At 73.2% G+C, this 17,689-nt stretch carries 15 protein-coding genes; 4 read left to right on the top strand and 11 right to left on the bottom strand.

Annotated features, from left to right (window positions below; translation table 11 throughout):
* Positions 1-97 precede the first annotated feature (97 nt).
* A complete protein-coding gene (locus ABZZ79_RS37580; protein ID WP_356696810.1) occupies positions 98-1,315 on the bottom strand; it encodes a serine hydrolase domain-containing protein in 1,218 nt (405 codons plus the stop codon).
* Between the two features lie 202 nt (positions 1,316-1,517).
* On the opposite strand from ABZZ79_RS37580, the gene ABZZ79_RS37575 reads away from it, so the two are divergent.
* On the top strand, positions 1,518-3,275 hold the full coding sequence (locus ABZZ79_RS37575) for a M4 family metallopeptidase (protein WP_356696808.1): 1,758 nt from the start codon (positions 1,518-1,520) through the stop codon (positions 3,273-3,275).
* 90 nt (positions 3,276-3,365) lie between these two features.
* On the opposite strand, the gene ABZZ79_RS37570 is transcribed toward ABZZ79_RS37575, so the two are convergent.
* The 5 genes from ABZZ79_RS37570 to ABZZ79_RS37550 all read right to left on the bottom strand — a co-directional run bounded on the left by ABZZ79_RS37570 (position 3,366) and on the right by ABZZ79_RS37550 (position 10,457).
* On the bottom strand, positions 3,366-6,329 hold the full coding sequence (locus ABZZ79_RS37570; RefSeq protein WP_356696806.1) for an AAA family ATPase: 2,964 nt from the start codon (positions 6,327-6,329) through the stop codon (positions 3,366-3,368).
* 84 nt (positions 6,330-6,413) lie between these two features.
* Positions 6,414-6,773, bottom strand: coding sequence for a UBP-type zinc finger domain-containing protein (locus tag ABZZ79_RS37565; RefSeq protein WP_356696804.1), 360 nt, complete (start codon positions 6,771-6,773; stop codon positions 6,414-6,416).
* Entirely contained in the window at positions 6,763-8,319 is a 1,557-nt protein-coding gene (locus tag ABZZ79_RS37560; protein WP_356696802.1) for an ATP-binding protein, read from the bottom strand. The genes ABZZ79_RS37565 and ABZZ79_RS37560 overlap by 11 nt, the downstream gene beginning before the upstream one ends.
* Positions 8,316-9,992: an FAD-dependent oxidoreductase gene (locus ABZZ79_RS37555; RefSeq protein ID WP_356696800.1), complete on the bottom strand. Its 1,677-nt coding sequence runs from the start codon at positions 9,990-9,992 to the stop codon at positions 8,316-8,318. Before ABZZ79_RS37555 ends, ABZZ79_RS37560 begins: the two co-directional genes overlap by 4 nt.
* A gap of 111 nt (positions 9,993-10,103) precedes the next feature.
* The gene (locus ABZZ79_RS37550; protein ID WP_356696798.1) at positions 10,104-10,457 is read right to left on the bottom strand and encodes a VOC family protein; all 354 of its coding nucleotides are present in this window, start codon (positions 10,455-10,457) and stop codon (positions 10,104-10,106) included.
* A gap of 61 nt (positions 10,458-10,518) precedes the next feature.
* On the opposite strand from ABZZ79_RS37550, the gene ABZZ79_RS37545 reads away from it, so the two are divergent.
* The gene (locus ABZZ79_RS37545) at positions 10,519-11,388 is read left to right on the top strand and encodes a universal stress protein (RefSeq protein ID WP_356696796.1); all 870 of its coding nucleotides are present in this window, start codon (positions 10,519-10,521) and stop codon (positions 11,386-11,388) included.
* A gap of 16 nt (positions 11,389-11,404) precedes the next feature.
* Here ABZZ79_RS37545 and ABZZ79_RS37540 read toward each other — a convergent pair whose 3' ends face one another.
* The 3 genes from ABZZ79_RS37540 to ABZZ79_RS37530 all read right to left on the bottom strand — a co-directional run bounded on the left by ABZZ79_RS37540 (position 11,405) and on the right by ABZZ79_RS37530 (position 14,222).
* A complete protein-coding gene (locus ABZZ79_RS37540; RefSeq protein ID WP_356696794.1) occupies positions 11,405-12,640 on the bottom strand; it encodes a DUF4032 domain-containing protein in 1,236 nt (411 codons plus the stop codon).
* A 9-nt stretch (positions 12,641-12,649) separates the two neighbouring features.
* Positions 12,650-13,396: an MBL fold metallo-hydrolase gene (locus tag ABZZ79_RS37535; protein WP_356696792.1), complete on the bottom strand. Its 747-nt coding sequence runs from the start codon at positions 13,394-13,396 to the stop codon at positions 12,650-12,652.
* Positions 13,397-13,595: 199 nt separating this feature from the next.
* On the bottom strand, positions 13,596-14,222 hold the full coding sequence (locus ABZZ79_RS37530; protein WP_356696790.1) for an alpha-ketoglutarate-dependent dioxygenase AlkB: 627 nt from the start codon (positions 14,220-14,222) through the stop codon (positions 13,596-13,598).
* A 179-nt stretch (positions 14,223-14,401) separates the two neighbouring features.
* On the opposite strand from ABZZ79_RS37530, the gene ABZZ79_RS37525 reads away from it, so the two are divergent.
* Positions 14,402-15,067: a TetR/AcrR family transcriptional regulator gene (locus tag ABZZ79_RS37525; RefSeq protein WP_356696788.1), complete on the top strand. Its 666-nt coding sequence runs from the start codon at positions 14,402-14,404 to the stop codon at positions 15,065-15,067.
* A gap of 19 nt (positions 15,068-15,086) precedes the next feature.
* Positions 15,087-16,760, top strand: a complete 1,674-nt coding sequence (locus ABZZ79_RS37520; protein WP_356696786.1) for an FAD-binding dehydrogenase — start codon at positions 15,087-15,089, stop codon at positions 16,758-16,760.
* 48 nt (positions 16,761-16,808) lie between these two features.
* Here the strand turns inward: ABZZ79_RS37520 and ABZZ79_RS37515 are convergent, their stop codons facing one another.
* On the bottom strand, positions 16,809-17,162 hold the full coding sequence (locus ABZZ79_RS37515) for a DUF488 family protein (protein WP_356696784.1): 354 nt from the start codon (positions 17,160-17,162) through the stop codon (positions 16,809-16,811).
* A 234-nt stretch (positions 17,163-17,396) separates the two neighbouring features.
* A complete protein-coding gene (locus ABZZ79_RS37510) occupies positions 17,397-17,642 on the bottom strand; it encodes a WhiB family transcriptional regulator (protein ID WP_356696782.1) in 246 nt (81 codons plus the stop codon).
* Between the last annotated feature and the right edge of the window lie 47 nt (positions 17,643-17,689).

Genomic DNA, 17,689 nt, shown 5'->3' with positions numbered 1-17,689 from the left:
GGATGTCTTGGAGGACAACCCTCTTCTACAGCAGCTCCGCTGCCTCGTTCACGGGCCTTGACGAACAGCCCCCGCCCTTAACTGAACGGCGTTGCGTCTAGCCCTCGTCGATCGCGCCCGCCCCGATCTCCTCCCGAGGCTCCACGGGGACCGCCGCCCGCCGCGCGGCGCTCTTCCCGCAGAACGCGGACTCCAGCGTGCCGAGCATGGTGTCGAGGACCCGGCCGTTGTTGGACGTGTTGGCCAGGGCCGTCAGACTGCGCCTGCCGTCCTTCGAGGTGAACGCGTAGGTGTAGTAGCCCTGGACGGCGCCCGTGTGGCCGTAGACCGACACCCCGCAGGACAGGTCGCGCCGCCGCAGCCCGAGCCCGTACCCGGTCGTGCTGTTGACCTTCGTCCATTTCATCATCCGGGTGAGGGACGCGGGCGAGGTGAGCCTGCCGCGCAGCAGGGCCGAGGTGAAGACGTTCAGGTCGTGGGCGTTGGAGATCAGCGCCCCGGCGCTCTGCGCCCAGGACACCGTCTGCCGGGTCGCGTCGACGGGCGCCGCGCCCGCCGTGTCGGAGGTGAGATAGCCGCGCGTGTGCGTGCCGGGCAGGGCCGTGCCCGGGTGGACGTAGAAGGTGTCGGCGAGCTTGAGCGGTTCGATGATCCGGGTGCGGTACGCGGTGGCGACGCTCTGCCCGGTGAGCTTCTCGATCAGCATGCCGGCGACCACGAAGTTGGTGTTCGAGTACGCGTACGCCCCGCCCGGCGTGCCCGTGCGCGGGTGGCTCAGGGAGCGGTCCACCAACTGCCGGTAGGTGAAGACCTTGTTGCGGACCGCCTCGAAGCCCGACACGGACTTGGCGAACATGGCGTTCGTGTAGTCGTAGAGCCCGCTGCGGTGGCTCAGTACGTGCCGCACGGTGATCCGGTCGTCGGGCAGCAGCCCCGGCAGCACGCGGTTGACCGGGGAGTCCAGGTTCAGCTTGCCCTCGTCGACCAGCTGGAGCAGGACCACGGCGGAGAAGACCTTGGTGACGCTCCCGATGCGGAATCGGTCGGTGGTCGCGATGGTCCGCCCGGTCCTGCGGTCGGAGATCCCGGAGCGCACCCGGTGCACGGTGCCGTGGTCGTCGATGCGGGCGATGGCGCCGGGCGCGCCCTGCCGCCGCGCGGTGGTCAGGACCGCGCGCAGTCCCACGAGGTCGGGCGCGGCCAGTGCCACGGTTCGGGGGGCGTCCTCGGCCGCCGAGGCGGGCGCCGGTACCACGAGGAACGACAGCACCACGGCGCCGAGCACCGCGCTCCGGCTCACCTTTGTCTTCACCATCCGGCTCTGCTCCCTTTCCGTCCGGGCGGTTGGTCATATCTGCGCAAGAGATGGGGGGTTTGTGTGCGAGATCGGTCACATCCGGACGGTGCAACCTTCTCGCACCCCGTCACATCTCCACAGGCGACACACAGTTGGCGCCGGCCGAACACCTGCCCACCCCGGCGGAGTCGGCCGATCTGACACGAAGGAACCTTCGACAGTGCGCAGAAGACCTCATATACGCGGCCTGGCGGTCGCCGTCGCCGTGGCGTCGGCCGCCGCGGGCCTTACCGGCACGGCATTCGCTGACACCCGGAACCCCGCCCCCTCGGTCGTCGACGCGGCGCGGGCCGCGGCCTTCGCCCACGCGAGCGCGACCGGCGTCGCCCGTGGTGACGAACTCCAGCCGCAGGACGTCATGGTCGACCCGGAGGGCGCCCGGCACGTCCGGTTCGTCCGCACCCACCAGGGCATGCCTGTCCTGGGCGGCGACCTCGTCGTCCACCTCACCCCGAAGCTGGCGTACGCGGGCGTGACCCGCGCCGCCGACCACGCGGTCCGCCCGGCCGGGACCCGTGCCGAGCTCACCGCCGGTGAGGCCAAGGCCAAGGCGGCGGCCGCGACGGACGGCACCGCCGGCACCGCCCAGCTCGTCGTGGACGCCCGCGACGGCGAGGCGGCCCTCGCCTACCGGATCCACGTCACCGGCGGCGACGCCGAGGGCACCGGCTCCAGCACGGTCGTCGTCGACGCCGTCACCGGCGAGATCCGCAGCAACACCCCCGACGCCGACGAGTTCCTCTCGCCCAAGCTGGTGCGGACCCTGCGCGCCCGCGGCGAGCGGATCGACCCGGCCACCGGGATCGCGCCGACGACTCCCCGCCTCACCGGCGCGGGCGCGGCCGTCACCTACCCGGCACCCGCGACCGGCGTCGGCAAGTCGCTGTTCGCCGGCCAGGTCTCGCTGTCCACCACGCAGACCGCCCGCACCACGTACATCCTCAGGGACCCCAGGCGCTATGGCACCGAGACCCGGGACGCCAGGGGCCTGGAGACGGTCCTGTTCAGCCAGGCCAAGCGGCTGAGCAGCTCCACCAACACCTGGGGCAACGGCAGCGTCACCAACCGTGTGAGCGCCGCCGTGGACGCCCAGTACGGTGTCGCCGAGACGCTGGACTTCTACAAGGAGCAGTTCGGCCGCAAGGGCATCAAGAACGACTCCAAGGGCGCCCGCGCGATCGTCCACTTCGGCAACAAGGTGGGCAACGCGTTCTGGTACTCCTACTGCGGCTGCATGCTGTACGGAGACGGCGACGGCGAGCTGTTCAAGAAGCCCCTCGTCGTCCTCGACGTGACCGGCCACGAGCTGTCCCACGGCGTCGTCGACGCCACCGCCCGTCTGGAGCCCACCCGGGTGGACTCGTGGGGCAACCAGTACGGCGAGCCCGGCTCCCTCAACGAGTCCCTCGCCGACATCTTCGGCACCGGCGTCGAGTTCCAGGCGAAGAACGCCAAGAACCCGCCGAACTACCTCCTCGGCGAGAAGCTGGGCCTGGAGCAGAAGTTCCTGCGCCGCCTCGACAAGCCGTCCCTGGACGTGCTGGAGGGCGCTATCGACTACTGGTCGCCCGCCGTCTACGACGCCGAGGTGCACGCCGGTTCCGGCGTCTCCTCGCACGCCTTCTACCTGCTCGCCGAGGGCAGCGGCCGCAAGACGATCGGCTCGGTCACCTACGACTCGCCGACCTACGACGGCCTGCCCGTCAAGGGCATCGGCCGGACCAAGGCCCTGAAGATCTTCTACCGCGCCCTGACCCGCTACATGGTCTCCACGACCGACTTCCACGACGCGCGCATCGCGACGCTGAAGGCGGCCAAGGACCTCTACGGGCTCAACAGCGTCGAGTACAAGACCGTCAGCCGTGCCTGGGCGGCCGTGAACGTCCGGATCGCCAACACCCCGGCCGTCAGGCGCTGACGCCGGCCGGCCGACAGCAGGGGCGCCCCGGAGCACGACCGGCCGGGGCGCCCTTCGCCGTACCGGGCGCGACCGTGCGCCCCCCGCCGCTCAGCCCGAGGCCGACGGCTCCCGGGGGATCAATCCCTCCCGGTAGGCGATCGCCACCGCCTCCGTACGGCTCGTGGCGCCCAGCTTGGCCAGGATGTTGGAGACATGGACGCTGGCCGTCTTGCCGGTGATGAACAGCTCCTCGCCGATCTGCCGGTTGCTGCGCCCGAGCGAGAGCAGCCGCAGAACATCCTGCTCACGCGCCGTCAGCCGGGCGGTCCGTCCGGTGCCGGAGGCGGGAGCGGCCAGCCGGCCCCGGCGCGACAGGGCGTCGACCCGCTCCAGCAACGGCGTGGCACCGAGCCGGACGGCGGTCTCCCGGGCCGCCCTCGCCTCGGCGGCGGCCTCCTCGCGGCGGTCGGCCGCGAGCAGCGCCTCGGCGAACCGCAGCCCGCAACGGGCCCGTTCGTACACGTCGCCGTAGTCGAACGCGGCGACGGCCGCCTCCCAGACGGCCACCTCGGGGCCGCGCGCCGCCCGGACCGCCTCGGCCTCGGCACGAGCCAGCCACGCCAGTCCCTCCGGCCCCTGCGGCAGGCCCTTCGCCCCGTGCCGGGCACTGGTCCGGGCCAGCTCGACGAGTTCCTCCGCCGTGTCCGCCCAGCGCCGGGCCTCGGCCCCGGCACCGGCCGCTCTGCGCTCCACGGCGGCGTCGGCGACCGCGGCGAGGGCGAGCGCGGCCAGCCGGACCGTGACGTCGGGGACCGCGCCCGTCTCGTCCGTGAGGGCCTCGACCGTCGACCGCATCCGCGCGACGGCGGCATGAGCGTCACCGCCCCCGGCGGCCGCGTCGGTCGCCACGATCCCCGCGACCAGCCCGCCCATCCAGTCGAACCGACCGCGCAGCAGATCCTCGGCCCGCTCCTCGGCCCCGGCGTCACCGCGGGCCAGCCGCACGTACAGCACGGGCCCCGTCGCGAACGCCCCCGCCGGGGGCAGCGCGTCGGTGTCCTGCTCCGCCGCCCGCTCGCACTCGTCCCAGCGGCCCAGCGTGTACAGCGTCAGCAGCCGCAGATACCGCATCTCCAGCGGGTACAGCGACGACAGCAGCCCCGCCCCGCGCGCCCGGTCCAGCCCCTCCACCAGCCAGGGCAGACAGCCCTCCAGCTCGCCCGCCTCGAACGCGCCGATGGCGAGGTGGTACAGGGCGCGCATCTCCACGGGGGCGTTGCCCGTGCCACGGACCAGCTCCCTGGCCTGGCGCAGCCGGGCACGGCCCGCTGAGGTGCTACGGCCTTCCAGCGCGGCCAGGGAGATCAGCAGATCGGCCCGCGCGTCGGTGAGCCCGAGCCCCTCGGCGACGCTCAGCGCCTGCCGCGCCACCTTCAGGGCGGTCTCCGGCTCCCCGACCTGCCGGGCCGCGAGCACATGCGTGGCCGCCGCCCACACCCAGGTCGGCGACGGGGGATCGGCCGGGATCAGCGCGAGCGCCTCGCTGCTGTAGGCGTAGGCGGCGGTGAGGCTGTCGACGTCGAGCAGATTGCCCGCGAGGGTGTAGCGGACCCGGGCCGCCAGCTCCGAGTCGGCGTCCTCGCCGACCCCGGCCAGCGCCGCCCGGGTGAGCGAGACCGCGCGATGCGACTCCCCGGCGTGCGCGGCCGCCGCCGAGGCACGCAGGGTCAGCGCGATCCGGTCGCCGGGCTCGCCCGTGGGCCGCGCCTCGGCCGGCACCGACGCCCACAGGCCGAGGGCGGCCTCCAGATGGCGCAGCTCCTCGGCGGGCGCGCCCAGCCGCTGGGCGTGGTCGGCGGCCTCCAGGGACGCGGCGAGCGCCTCCGGCAGGTCGTGGCTCTCGCGGTAGTGGTGGGCCCGCTCGGCCGCCGTCCCCGCGCCGCCGCGACCGGCCAGCAGCCGGGCGAACGCCCCGTGCAGCCGCGCCCGTTCGCCCGGCAGCAGGTCCGCGTACACCGCCTCGCGCGCGAGGGCGTGCCGGAACGAGTACGTGTCGCCGTCGGCCGAGACCAGCAGCCGTCGCTCGACGGCCTCGCGCAGCGCCCTCTCCAGCGCCTCCTCCGGCAGTCCGACCGCGTCCCGCAGCAGGTCGTGCCCGACCCGGCGGCCGGCGACGGCGGCCGTGCGCAGCACCTGCTGCGCGGTGTCCGACACCTGCTCGAAGCGGATCAGCAGGACGTCGGCCAGCGCGTCCGGCACCCCGCCCGCGCCCGGGTCCGTCGCCGCGAGGAGTTCCTGGGCGTAGAAGGCGTTGCCCTCGGCGCGCTCGACGATCCGGCGGACCGTCGCCTCGGGCAGTGCCCGCGGTCCGTCGTCCTGGAGGACCCGCACCAGCCGGGTCACCTCGGCGTCGTCCATAGGACGCAGCTCCAGCCGGTCGACGGACGGCAGCCGTACCAGCTCCGCCAGCAGCGGGCGCAGCGGATGCCTGCGGTGCAGATCGTCCGCGCGGTACGAGGCCAGCACCGCGAGCCGGCCGCCCGGCGCGCCCCGCGCTGGCCGCTGGAGCACCCCGCGGCTGAGCAGGAACCGCAGCAGGTCCCGGGAGGACTGGTCGGCCCAGTGCAGGTCCTCCAGGACGAGCAGCAGCGGGGCGAGGTCCGCCAGGTCGGTGAGCAGTCCCGCCACGTCCTCGAACAGCCGCAGCCGCCCGCTCACGTCGAGGGCGCTGTCCGCGCCGCCGCCCAGCAGCCTCCCGACCTCGGGATGCGCGGCGAGCGCGGGCGCGAACCGCTCCTCGCCCGCGACGGCGCCCAGCACCTCGGTGAACGGCAGATACGGCAGGCCCACGTCACCGAGGTCGACACAGTGTCCGGTCAGCACGGTCACCCCGTCGCGCGCGGCCCGCGCGGCGGCCTCGTCCAGCAGCCGGGTCTTGCCCACACCGGCGTCCCCGGCCAGCAGCACGGCCCGCGCCTCACCGCCCCGGGCACGCTCCAGCACCCCGGCGAGCCGCGCGAGTTCCTCTTCCCGCCCGACCAGGGGAGTCACGGTGAATGCGCTGTTCGACACGTCCCCATCCTGGCACGTGCCACTGACAGCGCCCGCCCGGCCGACCAGCTCGTCCCGCGCGGTGTCGGCCCCGCGGCGCGCCGGTCAGCGCAGCGTGTCCGCCCAGTTCGCGGGGACCCGTCCCGCCGGACCGGGCACGGGCTGGTCGGCGGGGTGGCTGACCGGCGGGGCGAGGTCGGGCCCGGAGGTGTACAGCTCGCCCGAGGCGAAGTCCCAGAACCACTCCTCGCCGGGCTCGTAGGAGCGGATCACCGGGTGGCCGGTCTCCCGGTAGTGCGCGGTGGCGTGCTTCGCGGGGGAGTCGTCGCAGCAGCCGATGTGTCCGCACCGGGCGCAGCGCCGCAGATGGAACCACCACCCGCCGACCGCGTCGCACTCCACGCATCCGGTGCCGCTGGGCGGGACACCGGGGTCGATTCCGTCGGTCTCGTCGTCAGTGCTCATGCGCCGGCTCCTCGGCAGTGGCGGTGTCCGCGGCGGCCTCGGCGGCCTGGACGACCGCGGCGGTCTCGTCGGCCTGAGCGGTCTCGGCGGCGTGGGCGGCCTGGGTCGTCTCCCCGTCCGCGGCGGTCAGCGGAAGCAGGACCTGGAAGCGGGTGTCGCCCGGCACGGACTCGACCCGCAGATTGCCGTGGTGCTTGTTGACCACGATCCGCCAGGAGATGTCCAGACCGAGCCCGGTGCCCTCGCCGACCGGCTTGGTGGTGAAGAACGGGTCGAAGATACGGTCGCGGATCTCCGCCGGAATCCCGGGCCCGGTGTCGCGGAACTCGACCATCAGCTGATCGTGGTCGAGCACGGTCCGCACCGTCAACGTGCCTTCGCCGCCGGCGGAGCCCATCGCGCCGACCGCGTTGTCGATCAGGTTGGTCCACACCTGGTTCAGCTCCGCCGGATACGCGGGGATCCTCGGCAGCGTCCGGTCGTAGTCCTTGACGACCTTGATCTGCGGACCGAACTTCCCGGACAGCATCAGCAGGGTGCTGTCGAGGAGTTCGTGCACATCGGCGTTCTGGTAGGGGGCGCGGTCGAGCTGCGAGTACTGCTTGGCGGCGTTGACCAGCCGGGAGATGCGGTTGGTGGAGTCCTCTATCTCGTCCATCAACAGCTCGGTCTCGACCGTGTAGTTCAGCCAGCCGACGGCCGCAGGGAGGATCTCCTCGTCCACCGCGGCCGCCACCTGGTCCAGCCAGTCCACGTCGAGACCCGCCTGCACGAAGGTGGGCGCGAGCCGCCAGCCGTCCGCGATGCCGTGGTCGTCCAGCCAGTCGGACAGCTCGTCCTCGCGGTCGGAGGCCTCCAGCGGGCTCAACGAGGGCGCCTTGGCGACGAGTTCGGCGGTGCGCTCCTGGATCTCGATCAGGCCCGCGAGCCGCTCGGGCGGATAGGGCCCGGCGGAGATGTGGGCGAGCTTGTGGCGCATCTTGGCGACCCGCTCGCGCAGCGTCGAGGTGGCCCGCACGGCCGCCGCCGCGGGGTTGTTCAGCTCATGGGTGAGCCCCGCCGACAACGAGCCGAGCGCCAGCAGGCGTTCGCGCTGGCCGATCATCCGCTGGGTGTTCTTGGACCCGAAGAACAGTCCCTCCAGCAGATGCACCGCCATCGGGAACCACTCCCGCATGACGTTGGCGAAGGTGTCGGCCGGCAGCACGAAGAACCGCGTCGGCTCCGTCACCCGCATGGTGTTGTTGTACACCTGCCGCACCCGGTCGCCGATGTACGCCTGCATCGCGCCCGAGTAGACGCCGGGCTGCGAGGTCCGTACGACCTCCACGTCGTCGTTGCCGACCCGGCGGTAGAGCACGCAGGTGCCCTCGATCATCACGAAGAAGCAGGTCGCCTGATCACCCTCGGCGTACACCGGTCCGGGCTCGAACAGCTCCACCCGGCCCTCGCTGCACAGTCGGCCGAGCTGTTCCGGCGTCAGCTTCTCGAACAGGAACAGCGAGCCGATCTCCTTGGGGTTGCACGGCATCACCTGTCCGCTCATGACTGCTCCAGATAACGGTGGACGAGCATCACGGCCATGGCTCCCTCTCCCACGGCGGACGCGACCCGCTTGGCGGACTCCGCCCGCGCGTCGCCCGCCACGAACACGCCGGGCACATTGGTCTCCAGGTGGTACGGCGGCCGGTCCAGCTCCCAGCCCGCGGGAGGCCGTCCGTCGGGTGTCAGATCGGGCCCGGCGAGGATGAACCCGCGCTCGTCGCGCAGCACCGTGTCGCCCAGCCAGTCGGTCAGCGGGGCGGCGCCGATGAACACGAACATCCACTGCGCGTCGACCAGTTCGGTCTCCCCGCTCCCGGTGTCCCGCAGCGTCAGCCGCTCCAGGTGCTCGCCGCCGTGCGCCGACTCCACTACCGTCCCGGTCCGTACGTCGATGTTGGGTGCCTCGCCGATCTGCTGGATCAGGTAGTGCGACATCGACGCGGACAGCGAGGGCCCGCGCACCAGCAGCGTCACCGACTTGGCGCCCTTGGACAGGTACATCGCCGCCTGCCCCGCCGAGTTGGCCCCGCCGACGATGTACACGTCGTGCCCGTGGCAGGAGGGCGCCTCGGTCAGCGCCGAGCCGTAGAACACCCCCGCACCGGTCAGATCCTCCGCGCCGGGCGCCGCGAGCTGCCGGTACGACACCCCGGTCGCCAGGATCACGCTGTGCGCGGCGACGGCCGAACCGTCCGAGAACCGCACCACCCGCGCCGCCCCGTTGATCTCCAGACCGGTCACCTCGCGGGCGGTGAGGATCTCCGCGCCGAACTTAGCCGCCTGCCGCCGGGCCCGGTCGGTGAGCTGCGCGCCGGAGACACCGTCGGGGAAGCCGAGGTAGTTCTCGATCCGGGAGCTCTGCCCGGCCTGCCCGCCGGTCGCCGACCGCTCCACCAGCACGGTGCGCAGCCCCTCGGACGCCCCGTACACCGCGGCCCCGAGCCCGGCCGGGCCGCCGCCGATCACCACCAGGTCGTAGAACTCGGCGGTCGGCGTGGTCGCCAGGCCCACCCGCGCGGCCAGCTCGGGCGCCTCGGGCTCCACCAGCGGGACGCCGTCCGGGGTGATCACCAGCGGCAGCCGCCGTTCGTCGGCGCCCGCCGCGGCCAGCAGCCGCTGCCCCTCCGGCTCCTCCGCGGAGTACCAGCGGTAGGGCACCTGGTTGCGGGCCAGGAACTCGCGCACCTCCGAGGAGCGCGCGGAGAACCGGTGTCCGACGACCTTGGTGCTGGCCACCGGCCGGTAGTCGCTGGTCCGCCAGGCCTCCAGCAGGTCGTCCAGGACCGGATAGAGCTTCTCCTCGGGCGGGTCCCAGGGCTTGAGCAGATAGTGGTCCAGGTCGACCACGTTGATCGCGTCGATCGCCGCGTTGGTGTCCGCGTAGGCCGTCAGCAGCACCCGCCGGGCGCCCGGATACACGTCCAGGGCCTGTTCCAGGAACTCGATGCCGTTCATCTGCGGCATGCGGTAGTCCGCCAGGATCACGGCCACCAGGTCGCCGCGCAGCTTCAGCTCGCGCAGCGCGTCGAGGGCGGACTCGCCGGACTCCGCGCGCACGACGCGGTACGACGCCCCGTAGCGGCGTCTGAGATCACGGGCGACGGCGCGGGACACTCCGGGATCGTCGTCGACGGTCATGATGACGGTGCGCGCGGCCTCGGCGACCTGTGCCATGCCTCTCCCCACCCCGAGCGGTCGGACGGACGGCACGGTGCCCCGCCGCCGCCCCGGCTCCCGCCATCGTAAGTTCGATCGCGCGGGTTCGCTCGGGCGCGCGAGAGTCTGTCAGGTCCGGCGATCACGCAACACGCAGAACTCGTTGCCCTCCGGGTCCATCAGGACCACCCAGGCCTGCTCGCCCTGCCCGACGTCCGCGCGCCGGGCGCCCAGCGCGAGCAGTCCGGCCACCTCGGCGGCCTGGTCGTCGGGCCGGAAATCCAGGTGCAGCCGGTTCTTGACGGTCTTGCCCTCGGGCACGGGCACGAAGACCAGACCCGGCACCCGGTCGGCCGCCGGCCGGATCTCGTACTCCTGCGCCGAGTCGTTCAGCACCACCCAGCCCAGCGCCTCGGCCCACCAGCGACCCAGCGCCACCGGGTCGGCTGCGTCCACGACGACCTGCTCCCACTCGAGACTCATCGGGCCAGCGTAGTGAAGACTGGGGACGGAGTTGAGCGATGGACACAGGGAGGCAGCCACAATGACGGGGCCGATCACGGCAGGCGTCGACGGGACCGAGGAGAGCATCGCGGCTCTCGCCTGGGCGGCCCGCGAGGCCGTCCGGCGGGGGCGGCCGCTGCGGGTCGTACAGGCATGGGAGTACGCGTCGCACGAGGCGCTCGAAGGGGACCGCGACGCACAGGCCGGCTGGGTGCGTGAGGCACTGGCCGAGGCCGTCGCCGGGGCCACCGCACGGTACTCGGGACTGGAGGTCGCGGCCGAGGCGGTCGAGGGACCCGTGGTCGACACGCTCGTCGACGCGGCCGCCGACGCCGGGATGCTGGTGCTCGGCTCGCGCGGGCACGGTGCCGTACTGGGCTTCCTGCTCGGCTCGGTGGGCCAGCAGGTGATCGCCGACGCCGCCCGGCCGGTGGTGCTGGTGCGCGCCGGGGACAAGGCCTCCGACGAGGTCGCCGGGCACGAGATCGTCGTCGGCCAGGACGGCGGCGCCGAGGACAGCGCCGCCGCGCTGGGCTTCGCCTTCGAGACGGCCGCCGCCCGCGGGGCGACCGTGCGCGCGGTACGGGCCTGGACGCTGCCGCCCGTGTTCGCCTACAGCCCCGGCTCGATGAGGCTGCTCGACGACGCCGGCGGCCCGGAGCCGTTCGAGAGGAAGGCGCTCGCCGAGGCGCTGCGACCGTGGCGCGAGCGCTTCCCCGACGTGCACGTCGTCGAGCACGTCGAGATGGGCAGCGCCGGGCAGGTGCTGCTGTCGGTGGCACGGCGGGCCCAGCTGATGGTGGTGGGCCGCCGCGCCCGCCGTACCGCCGTGGGCGCCCGCATCGGATCCGTCGCCCACGGCGTCCTGCACCACGCCGACTGCCCGGTCGCGGTGGTCCCGCCCGCCTGACGCGGGCCGGGGCGCCTCACTCGTGCTCGGGGGACTCCAGCGTCTCCCGGGCCTTGGGCAGGATCCTCGCCGCGTAGTCCTGGACGGCCGTGTCGAGCCCGATGTCGTGCTGGGCCCGCTCGGACAGGTACCAGCGGTGCTCCAGGAGCTGGTGGTAGATCTCCGCCGGGTCCATGGCACCGCGCAGTTCGAGCGGGACGGCCCGCACGGTCGGCCGGAACACATCGCGCACCCAGCGGTGCGCCAGCACCTCCGGGCGGGCCGCGAGGGGGTCGCCCGGGGCGTAGTCGTCCTGGGTGGCCATCCAGCTCTCCAGGTCGGTCAGCAGCCGCCGCGCCTGGTTCTCCTCGGTGTCCAGGCCGGTCAGCCGCAGCAGCTGGCGCTGGTGGTGCCCGGCGTCGACGACCTTGGGCACGAAGGTGACCGTGTCGCCGTTGGAGGAGTGGTCGATCTGCATCTCGGCCACGTCGAAGCCCAGGTCGTTGAGCCTGCGTATGCGGCGCTCGATGTAGTGGTACTTGCCCGCCGGGTAGACCGAGACGCGGGTCAGCTCCTTCCACAGCCCGCTGTAGCGGGCGCAGATCTCCTGCCCGAACTCGATCGGGTCCACCGACGGGTGCAGCGCTCCGGAGGCCTCCAGGTCGAGCAGTTCGCCGCTGATGTTCACCCGCGCGAGATCGAGGTCGTAGTCGCGCTGGCCGGGGCTGAGCCGGGCGTGCAGCTCGCCGGTCTCGGCGTCCACCAGATACGCGGCGTAGGCGCCCGCGTCCCGTCGGAACAGCGTGTTGGACAGCGAGCAGTCGCCCCAGGCGAACCCGGCCAGATGCAGCCGGACCAGCAGGACGGCGAGCGCGTCCATCAGCCGGTGCATGGTGGCCGGGCGCATGGTCGTCTCGAGCATCGAGCGGTACGGCATCGAGCCGCCCAGGTGGCGCGTGATCAGCACCGGCTCCAGCGGTTCGTCCGCCTTGTCGGTGCGGCCGGTGACCACGCCGAGCGCGTCCACCGCCGGGATGCCGAGCCGGTCCAGGTCGCGCAGCAGCTCGTACTCGCGCAGCGCCGGCCGCTCCGCGAGCTCCTTGACGGCGATCACCTCGTCACCCGCGCGCGCGTAGCGCACCACGTGCCGGGAGATACCGCGCGGCAGCGGCACGAGGTACTCCTCGGGCCAGTCCTCCAGCGGGAGGTGCCAGGGAAGTTCGAGGAGCAGGGCCGGGTGCTCGGGGTTCGTCGCGCTGATGTGCAGAGCCATGACCCGACCCTAAGCCGCGAGTGCGCGCGCCTGGCGCGCGGCCGTCGGGACGGAGCCCCGGTGGACGGGCCCGTGGCCGGGCAGCAGCAGGTCGGCGTCCAGGCCCGCGATGGTCTCCAGCGAGCCCAGGGCGCGGGCGCGCTCGTGGTGGAACATGTCGAGCAGCATCTGCGGGCCCTTCATTCGTGAGGTGGCGTGGCCGGTCACCAGGGCGTCCCCGGAGAGCACCGCGCCACGGTCGGGGAGGTGGAACACCGTGTGGCCCAGGGTGTGCCCAGGCGTGTGCACCGGTACCGGGCGGCCGGGCAGGTCCAGGGGGCCGTCGGCGGGGAAGACCTCGGGGGCGGCGACCGGCACATGGGCGGTGCCGCCGACGCGCAGCGCGTGCACGGCCCAGGGCAGCACCCCGGGCCGCCAGCCGTTGGCCAGGACCGTGCCGACGTTCACCTGGTGCAGGAACTCCCGGCGGGCGTGCGGGACTTCGGCCTCGTGCAGGTGGACGGGCGTGCCGTAGGCCGACCGCAGATACTCGGCCGAGCCCAGGTGGTCGTTGTGGGCGTGCGTGATCAGCACCGCCGCGACCGTCTCGGGACGGCTGCCGATCTGCGCGAGCGAGTCCAGCAGCCGCTCCCGGTCGCCCGGGTAGCCGGTGTCGACCAGCGTGACGGCGTCGCCCTCCGCGAGGATCACCCAGTTGGTGTTGCTGCCGTGCACCAGGTAGGTGCCGTCGGCGACTTGCTGCACATCTGCGCGCATCTTCGTCCCGCGTGGTGAGGAGGGGTCCGGCGGGGGACAGCAAAGCAGATCGGCCGCGTGGGCGGGGTGCGGTTCCAGCAGGTGAGAGACGCGCCTCCCGGCGGCCGGGGAGGTGCGTCCCGCGCCGGGGAGGGACCGTCTCCGGCACCGTCCGCCGGCGACGGTCCTCGCGTGCGCCGGGGCGTCCGCCGTTGCCGCCTCAGCGCACGCCGTGCGGGCGGAACTGGATGCTGATGCGCGGTCCCGTGGCACGGGTGGACTTCGGTACGCAGTGCTCCCAGGTCCGCTGGCAGGAGCCGCCCATCACGATCAGGTCCCCGTGCCCGAGCGGCCTGCGCACCGCACCGCCGCCGCCCATGGGACGCAGCAGCAGATCGCGCGGTGCGCCGACGGAGAGGATGGCGACCATCGTGTCCTCCCGCGCGCCCCGCCCGATCCGGTCCCCGTGCCAGGCCACGCTGTCCCGGCCGTCGCGGTAGTAGCACAGCCCGGCCGTCGCGAACGGCTCGCCCAGCTCCCGGGCGTAGTGCCCGGTCAGCGCCTCGCGGGCCTCGGCGAGCACCGGATGCGGCAGGGGGTCGCCCTCGCCGTAGTACGCCAGCAGCCGTGGCACGTCGACGACGTGGTCGTACATCGTGCGCCGCTCGGCCCGCCAGGGGACCTCGCCCGCCAGTTGTCCGAACAGCGCGTCGGACCCGCTCAGCCAGCCCGGCAGTACGTCGATCCAGGCGCCCGCGCCGAGTTCCGTACGGCGCAGCCCGCCGAGCGGGGCGAGGCCCAGCCGGTCGGTCTGGTCGAAGAGGGAGCCCTGGAGGTGCGTGGTCATGGATCCAGCCTACTCCTTATTCGAAAATCTGTTCCATAAGTGGGCGGGGTGCGCCTCGCCCCGGGTGCGCCTCGCCCCAGGGGCGTGCGTCGCGGCGAGCGGGTGCGTCCCCATGCGTCCCCACCCTTTCGATACATCGATGTATCGGATACATTCGCGTATCCGATGGAGGGGCGACGATGACGACCCAGCCGGCGACCCAGCCGACCACGCGGCCCACGACCGGGCGCACGGCCACCGGGCGGGTGACCAGACGCCGGGTGCGCACCCGCGCCAACCTGCTCGACGCCGCGTTCGCCGTGTTCGCGGCCAAGGGGTTCGGGCGGGTCTCCATCGAAGAGGTCTGCGAGGCCGCCGGGTACAGCCGGGGCGCCTTCTACTCCAACTTCTCCAGCCTCGACGAGCTGTTCTTCGCCCTCTACCGGCAGCGCGCCGACCTCATCGCCGAGCAGGTCGCGGACGCGCTGGCACTCGACGGCCCGGACCTGGACGTCCACCGGTCCGTCGACCGCGTCACCGAGGTGCTGCTGCTCGACGCGGACTGGCTGCTGGTGAAGACCGACTTCCTGGTCCACGCGGCCCGCGACCCGGCCGTCGCGCGGACCCTGCTCGAACACCGGGCCACCCTGCGGCGGTCCATCGCCGAGCGGCTCGCCCGCGCGCGCGGTCACACCGAACTGCCCGCCGTCCTGGGCGACGCGGACTCCGCGGCCCACGCGGTGGTCGCCGCGTACGACGGAGTCACCGTCCAGCTGCTGCTGGACAAGGACGCCGACGGCGCCCGCGTCTGGCTCAAGCAACTGCTCACCGCCCTGCTGACGGACGGCAGCGGCAACGCCGACTGAGGAAGGGAAGGCACACTGAATGGACGCGGACGTCATCGTCGTCGGAGCCGGTCTCGCCGGGCTGGTCGCGGCCCACGAACTCACCAGCCGGGGCAAGCGGGTCGCCCTGGTCGACCAGGAGAACGCCGCCAACCTCGGCGGACAGGCGTACTGGTCCTTCGGCGGGCTGTTCCTGGTCGACTCGCCGGAGCAGCGCCGCCTGAAGATCAAGGACTCCTTCGACCTGGCCTGGAACGACTGGCGGGGCAGCGCCGGATTCGACCGCACCGAGGACGAGGACTCCTGGGCGGTGCGCTGGGCCCGCGCCTACGTGGAATGGGCGGCGGGGGAGAAGCGCTCCTGGCTCGACGGCCACGGCATCAAGCTGCTGCCCACCGTCGGCTGGGCCGAGCGCGGCGACCTGCGCGCCGACGGCCACGGCAACTCGGTGCCCCGGTTCCACATCGCCTGGGGCACCGGCACGGGCGTGGTGGAGCCGTTCGTCGAGTACGCGAAGCAGGCCGGCCGCGACGGGCTGCTCACCTTCCACCACCGCCACCGCGTCGACGAGCTGGTGATCGAGGACGGCTCCGCGCGCGGGGTGCGCGGCACGCTCCTCGCCTCCGACGACTCATCGCGCGGTGTCGCCTCCAACCGCGAGACGGTCGGTGAGTTCGAGCTGACCGCGCAGGCCGTGATCGTCACCTCCGGCGGCATCGGCGCCGACCACGACATCGTCCGCCGGTACTGGCCCGAGCGGCTCGGCACCCCGCCCGCCGAGATGATCACCGGCGTCCCGGCCTACGTGGACGGCCGCATGCTCGACATCAGCGCGCGGGCCGGCGCCCGCCTGGTCAACCGGGACCGCATGTGGCACTACACCGAGGGCGTGCGCAACTGGGATCCGGTCTGGCCCGGCCACGGCATCCGCATCCTGCCCGGCCCCTCCTCGCTCTGGTTCGACGCGCTCGGCCGCCGGCTGCCCGACCCCTGTCTGCCGGGCTACGACACCCTCGGCACGCTCAGGCACCTGCGCACCACCGAGGACATCGCCGGGTACGACCACTCCTGGTTCATCCTCACCCGGAAGATCATCGAGAAGGAGTTCGCGCTCTCCGGCTCCGAGCAGAACCCCGACATCACCGCCAAGGACCGCAAGGCCGTGCTGCGCGACCGGCTCCTCGGCAAGGGTGCTCCGGCCCCGGTGCAGGCCTTCCTGCGCAACGGTGCGGACTTCGTCGTCGCCGACACCCTGGAGCAGCTCGTCGAGAAGATGAACGCCCTCACCGACAAGGCCCTCCTCGACGCCGACACGCTGCGTCGCCAGATCGAGGCCCGTGACCTGCAGATGGCCAATCCCTACAGCAAGGACGCCCAGATCCAGGGCATCCGCAACGCCCGCCGCTACATCGGCGACCGCCTCGGCCGCGTCGCCACCCCGCACCGCGTCCTGGATCCCGAGGCCGGCCCCCTCATCGGCGTCAAGCTGCACATCCTCACCCGCAAGACCCTCGGCGGCATCCAGACCGACCTCGACTCGCGCGCCCTCGGCGCCGGCGGAGAGCCGATCGAGGGGCTGTACGCCGCCGGGGAGGTCGCCGGGTTCGGCGGCGGTGGCGTGCACGGGTACAACGCGCTGGAGGGCACGTTCCTCGGCGGCTGTCTGTTCTCGGGCCGGGCGGCGGGCAGGGCCGCGGCACGGCGCACGGGCTGAACCCCCGGCTCGTCACCCCGCGGGCGCACGGGCTGCACACGACTCGCGTCACCCGCGTCGCAGGAGCCCGGCCAGCACCGCCGCATGGCTGTGCTCCGGGTCCTTCGACGCCGTCAGCAGCGTCACCGGGCCCCGGTCGGCCGAGGCACGCACACCGTCGAGGAGCCGGGCCGCCTGGGGGTCGGCGAGCTCCGCCTCGTAGCGGCGCGCGAACTCCTCGTACGAGCCCTCGCCCGCGTGGTACCAGCGGCGCAGCTCGGTGGTCGGGGTGAGCGCCTTGGGCCACTCGTCCACCCGGGCCGCGTCCTTGGACAGGCCGCGCGGCCACAGCCGGTCGACCAGAACCCGCAGTCCGTCCTCCGCCTCGGGCGTTTCGTAGATCCGGCGCACTCGGACGCTCACGCTGGGCCCTCCTCGGCCGACGGCTGCTGCCCGGAGCGTAACCCGGTGCCCGCGTGGTGGTCCGCGCCACTCGGCCGACCGGGTGCGGGCGACACCCGGACCGGCCGGACGGCACCCGGCGCTTCGTCCGTCCCCGCCCGCCGGCCCGGTCGCCGCGTCGGCGGCCGCCCAGGGCCGGGCCCCTAGGCGGCCGCCCAGGGCCGGGCCCCTAGGCGGCCGCCCAGGGCCGGGCCCCTACTTGGCCCGGCCCCGGCCCCGGCGCAGCAGCAGGCGTCGCTCGTCCTCGCTGGTGCCGCCCCACACCCCGTTGCCCTGCCCCGTGCGCAGCGCGAACCGCAGGCACGGCTCCCGCACGGGGCAGCGCTCGCACACCTCCTTGGCCTGCCGTGTCTGCAGCAGCGCCGGCCCCGAGGTGCCGATGGGGAAGAAGAGGTCCGGGTCCTCATGGCGGCAGCCGGCCCGGTCTTGCCAGTCGTCCATCGGTGTCACTCGCATTCTCCAAGCCCTCCCGAATGCAGTCAGTCGCT

It is taken from the genome of Streptomyces sp. NPDC006458, from assembly GCF_040612135.1.
Lineage (GTDB): Bacteria > Actinomycetota > Actinomycetes > Streptomycetales > Streptomycetaceae > Streptomyces.
The sequence above is the reverse complement of the archived record's forward strand: the minus strand, read 5'-3'. Positions and strand labels throughout refer to the sequence as shown.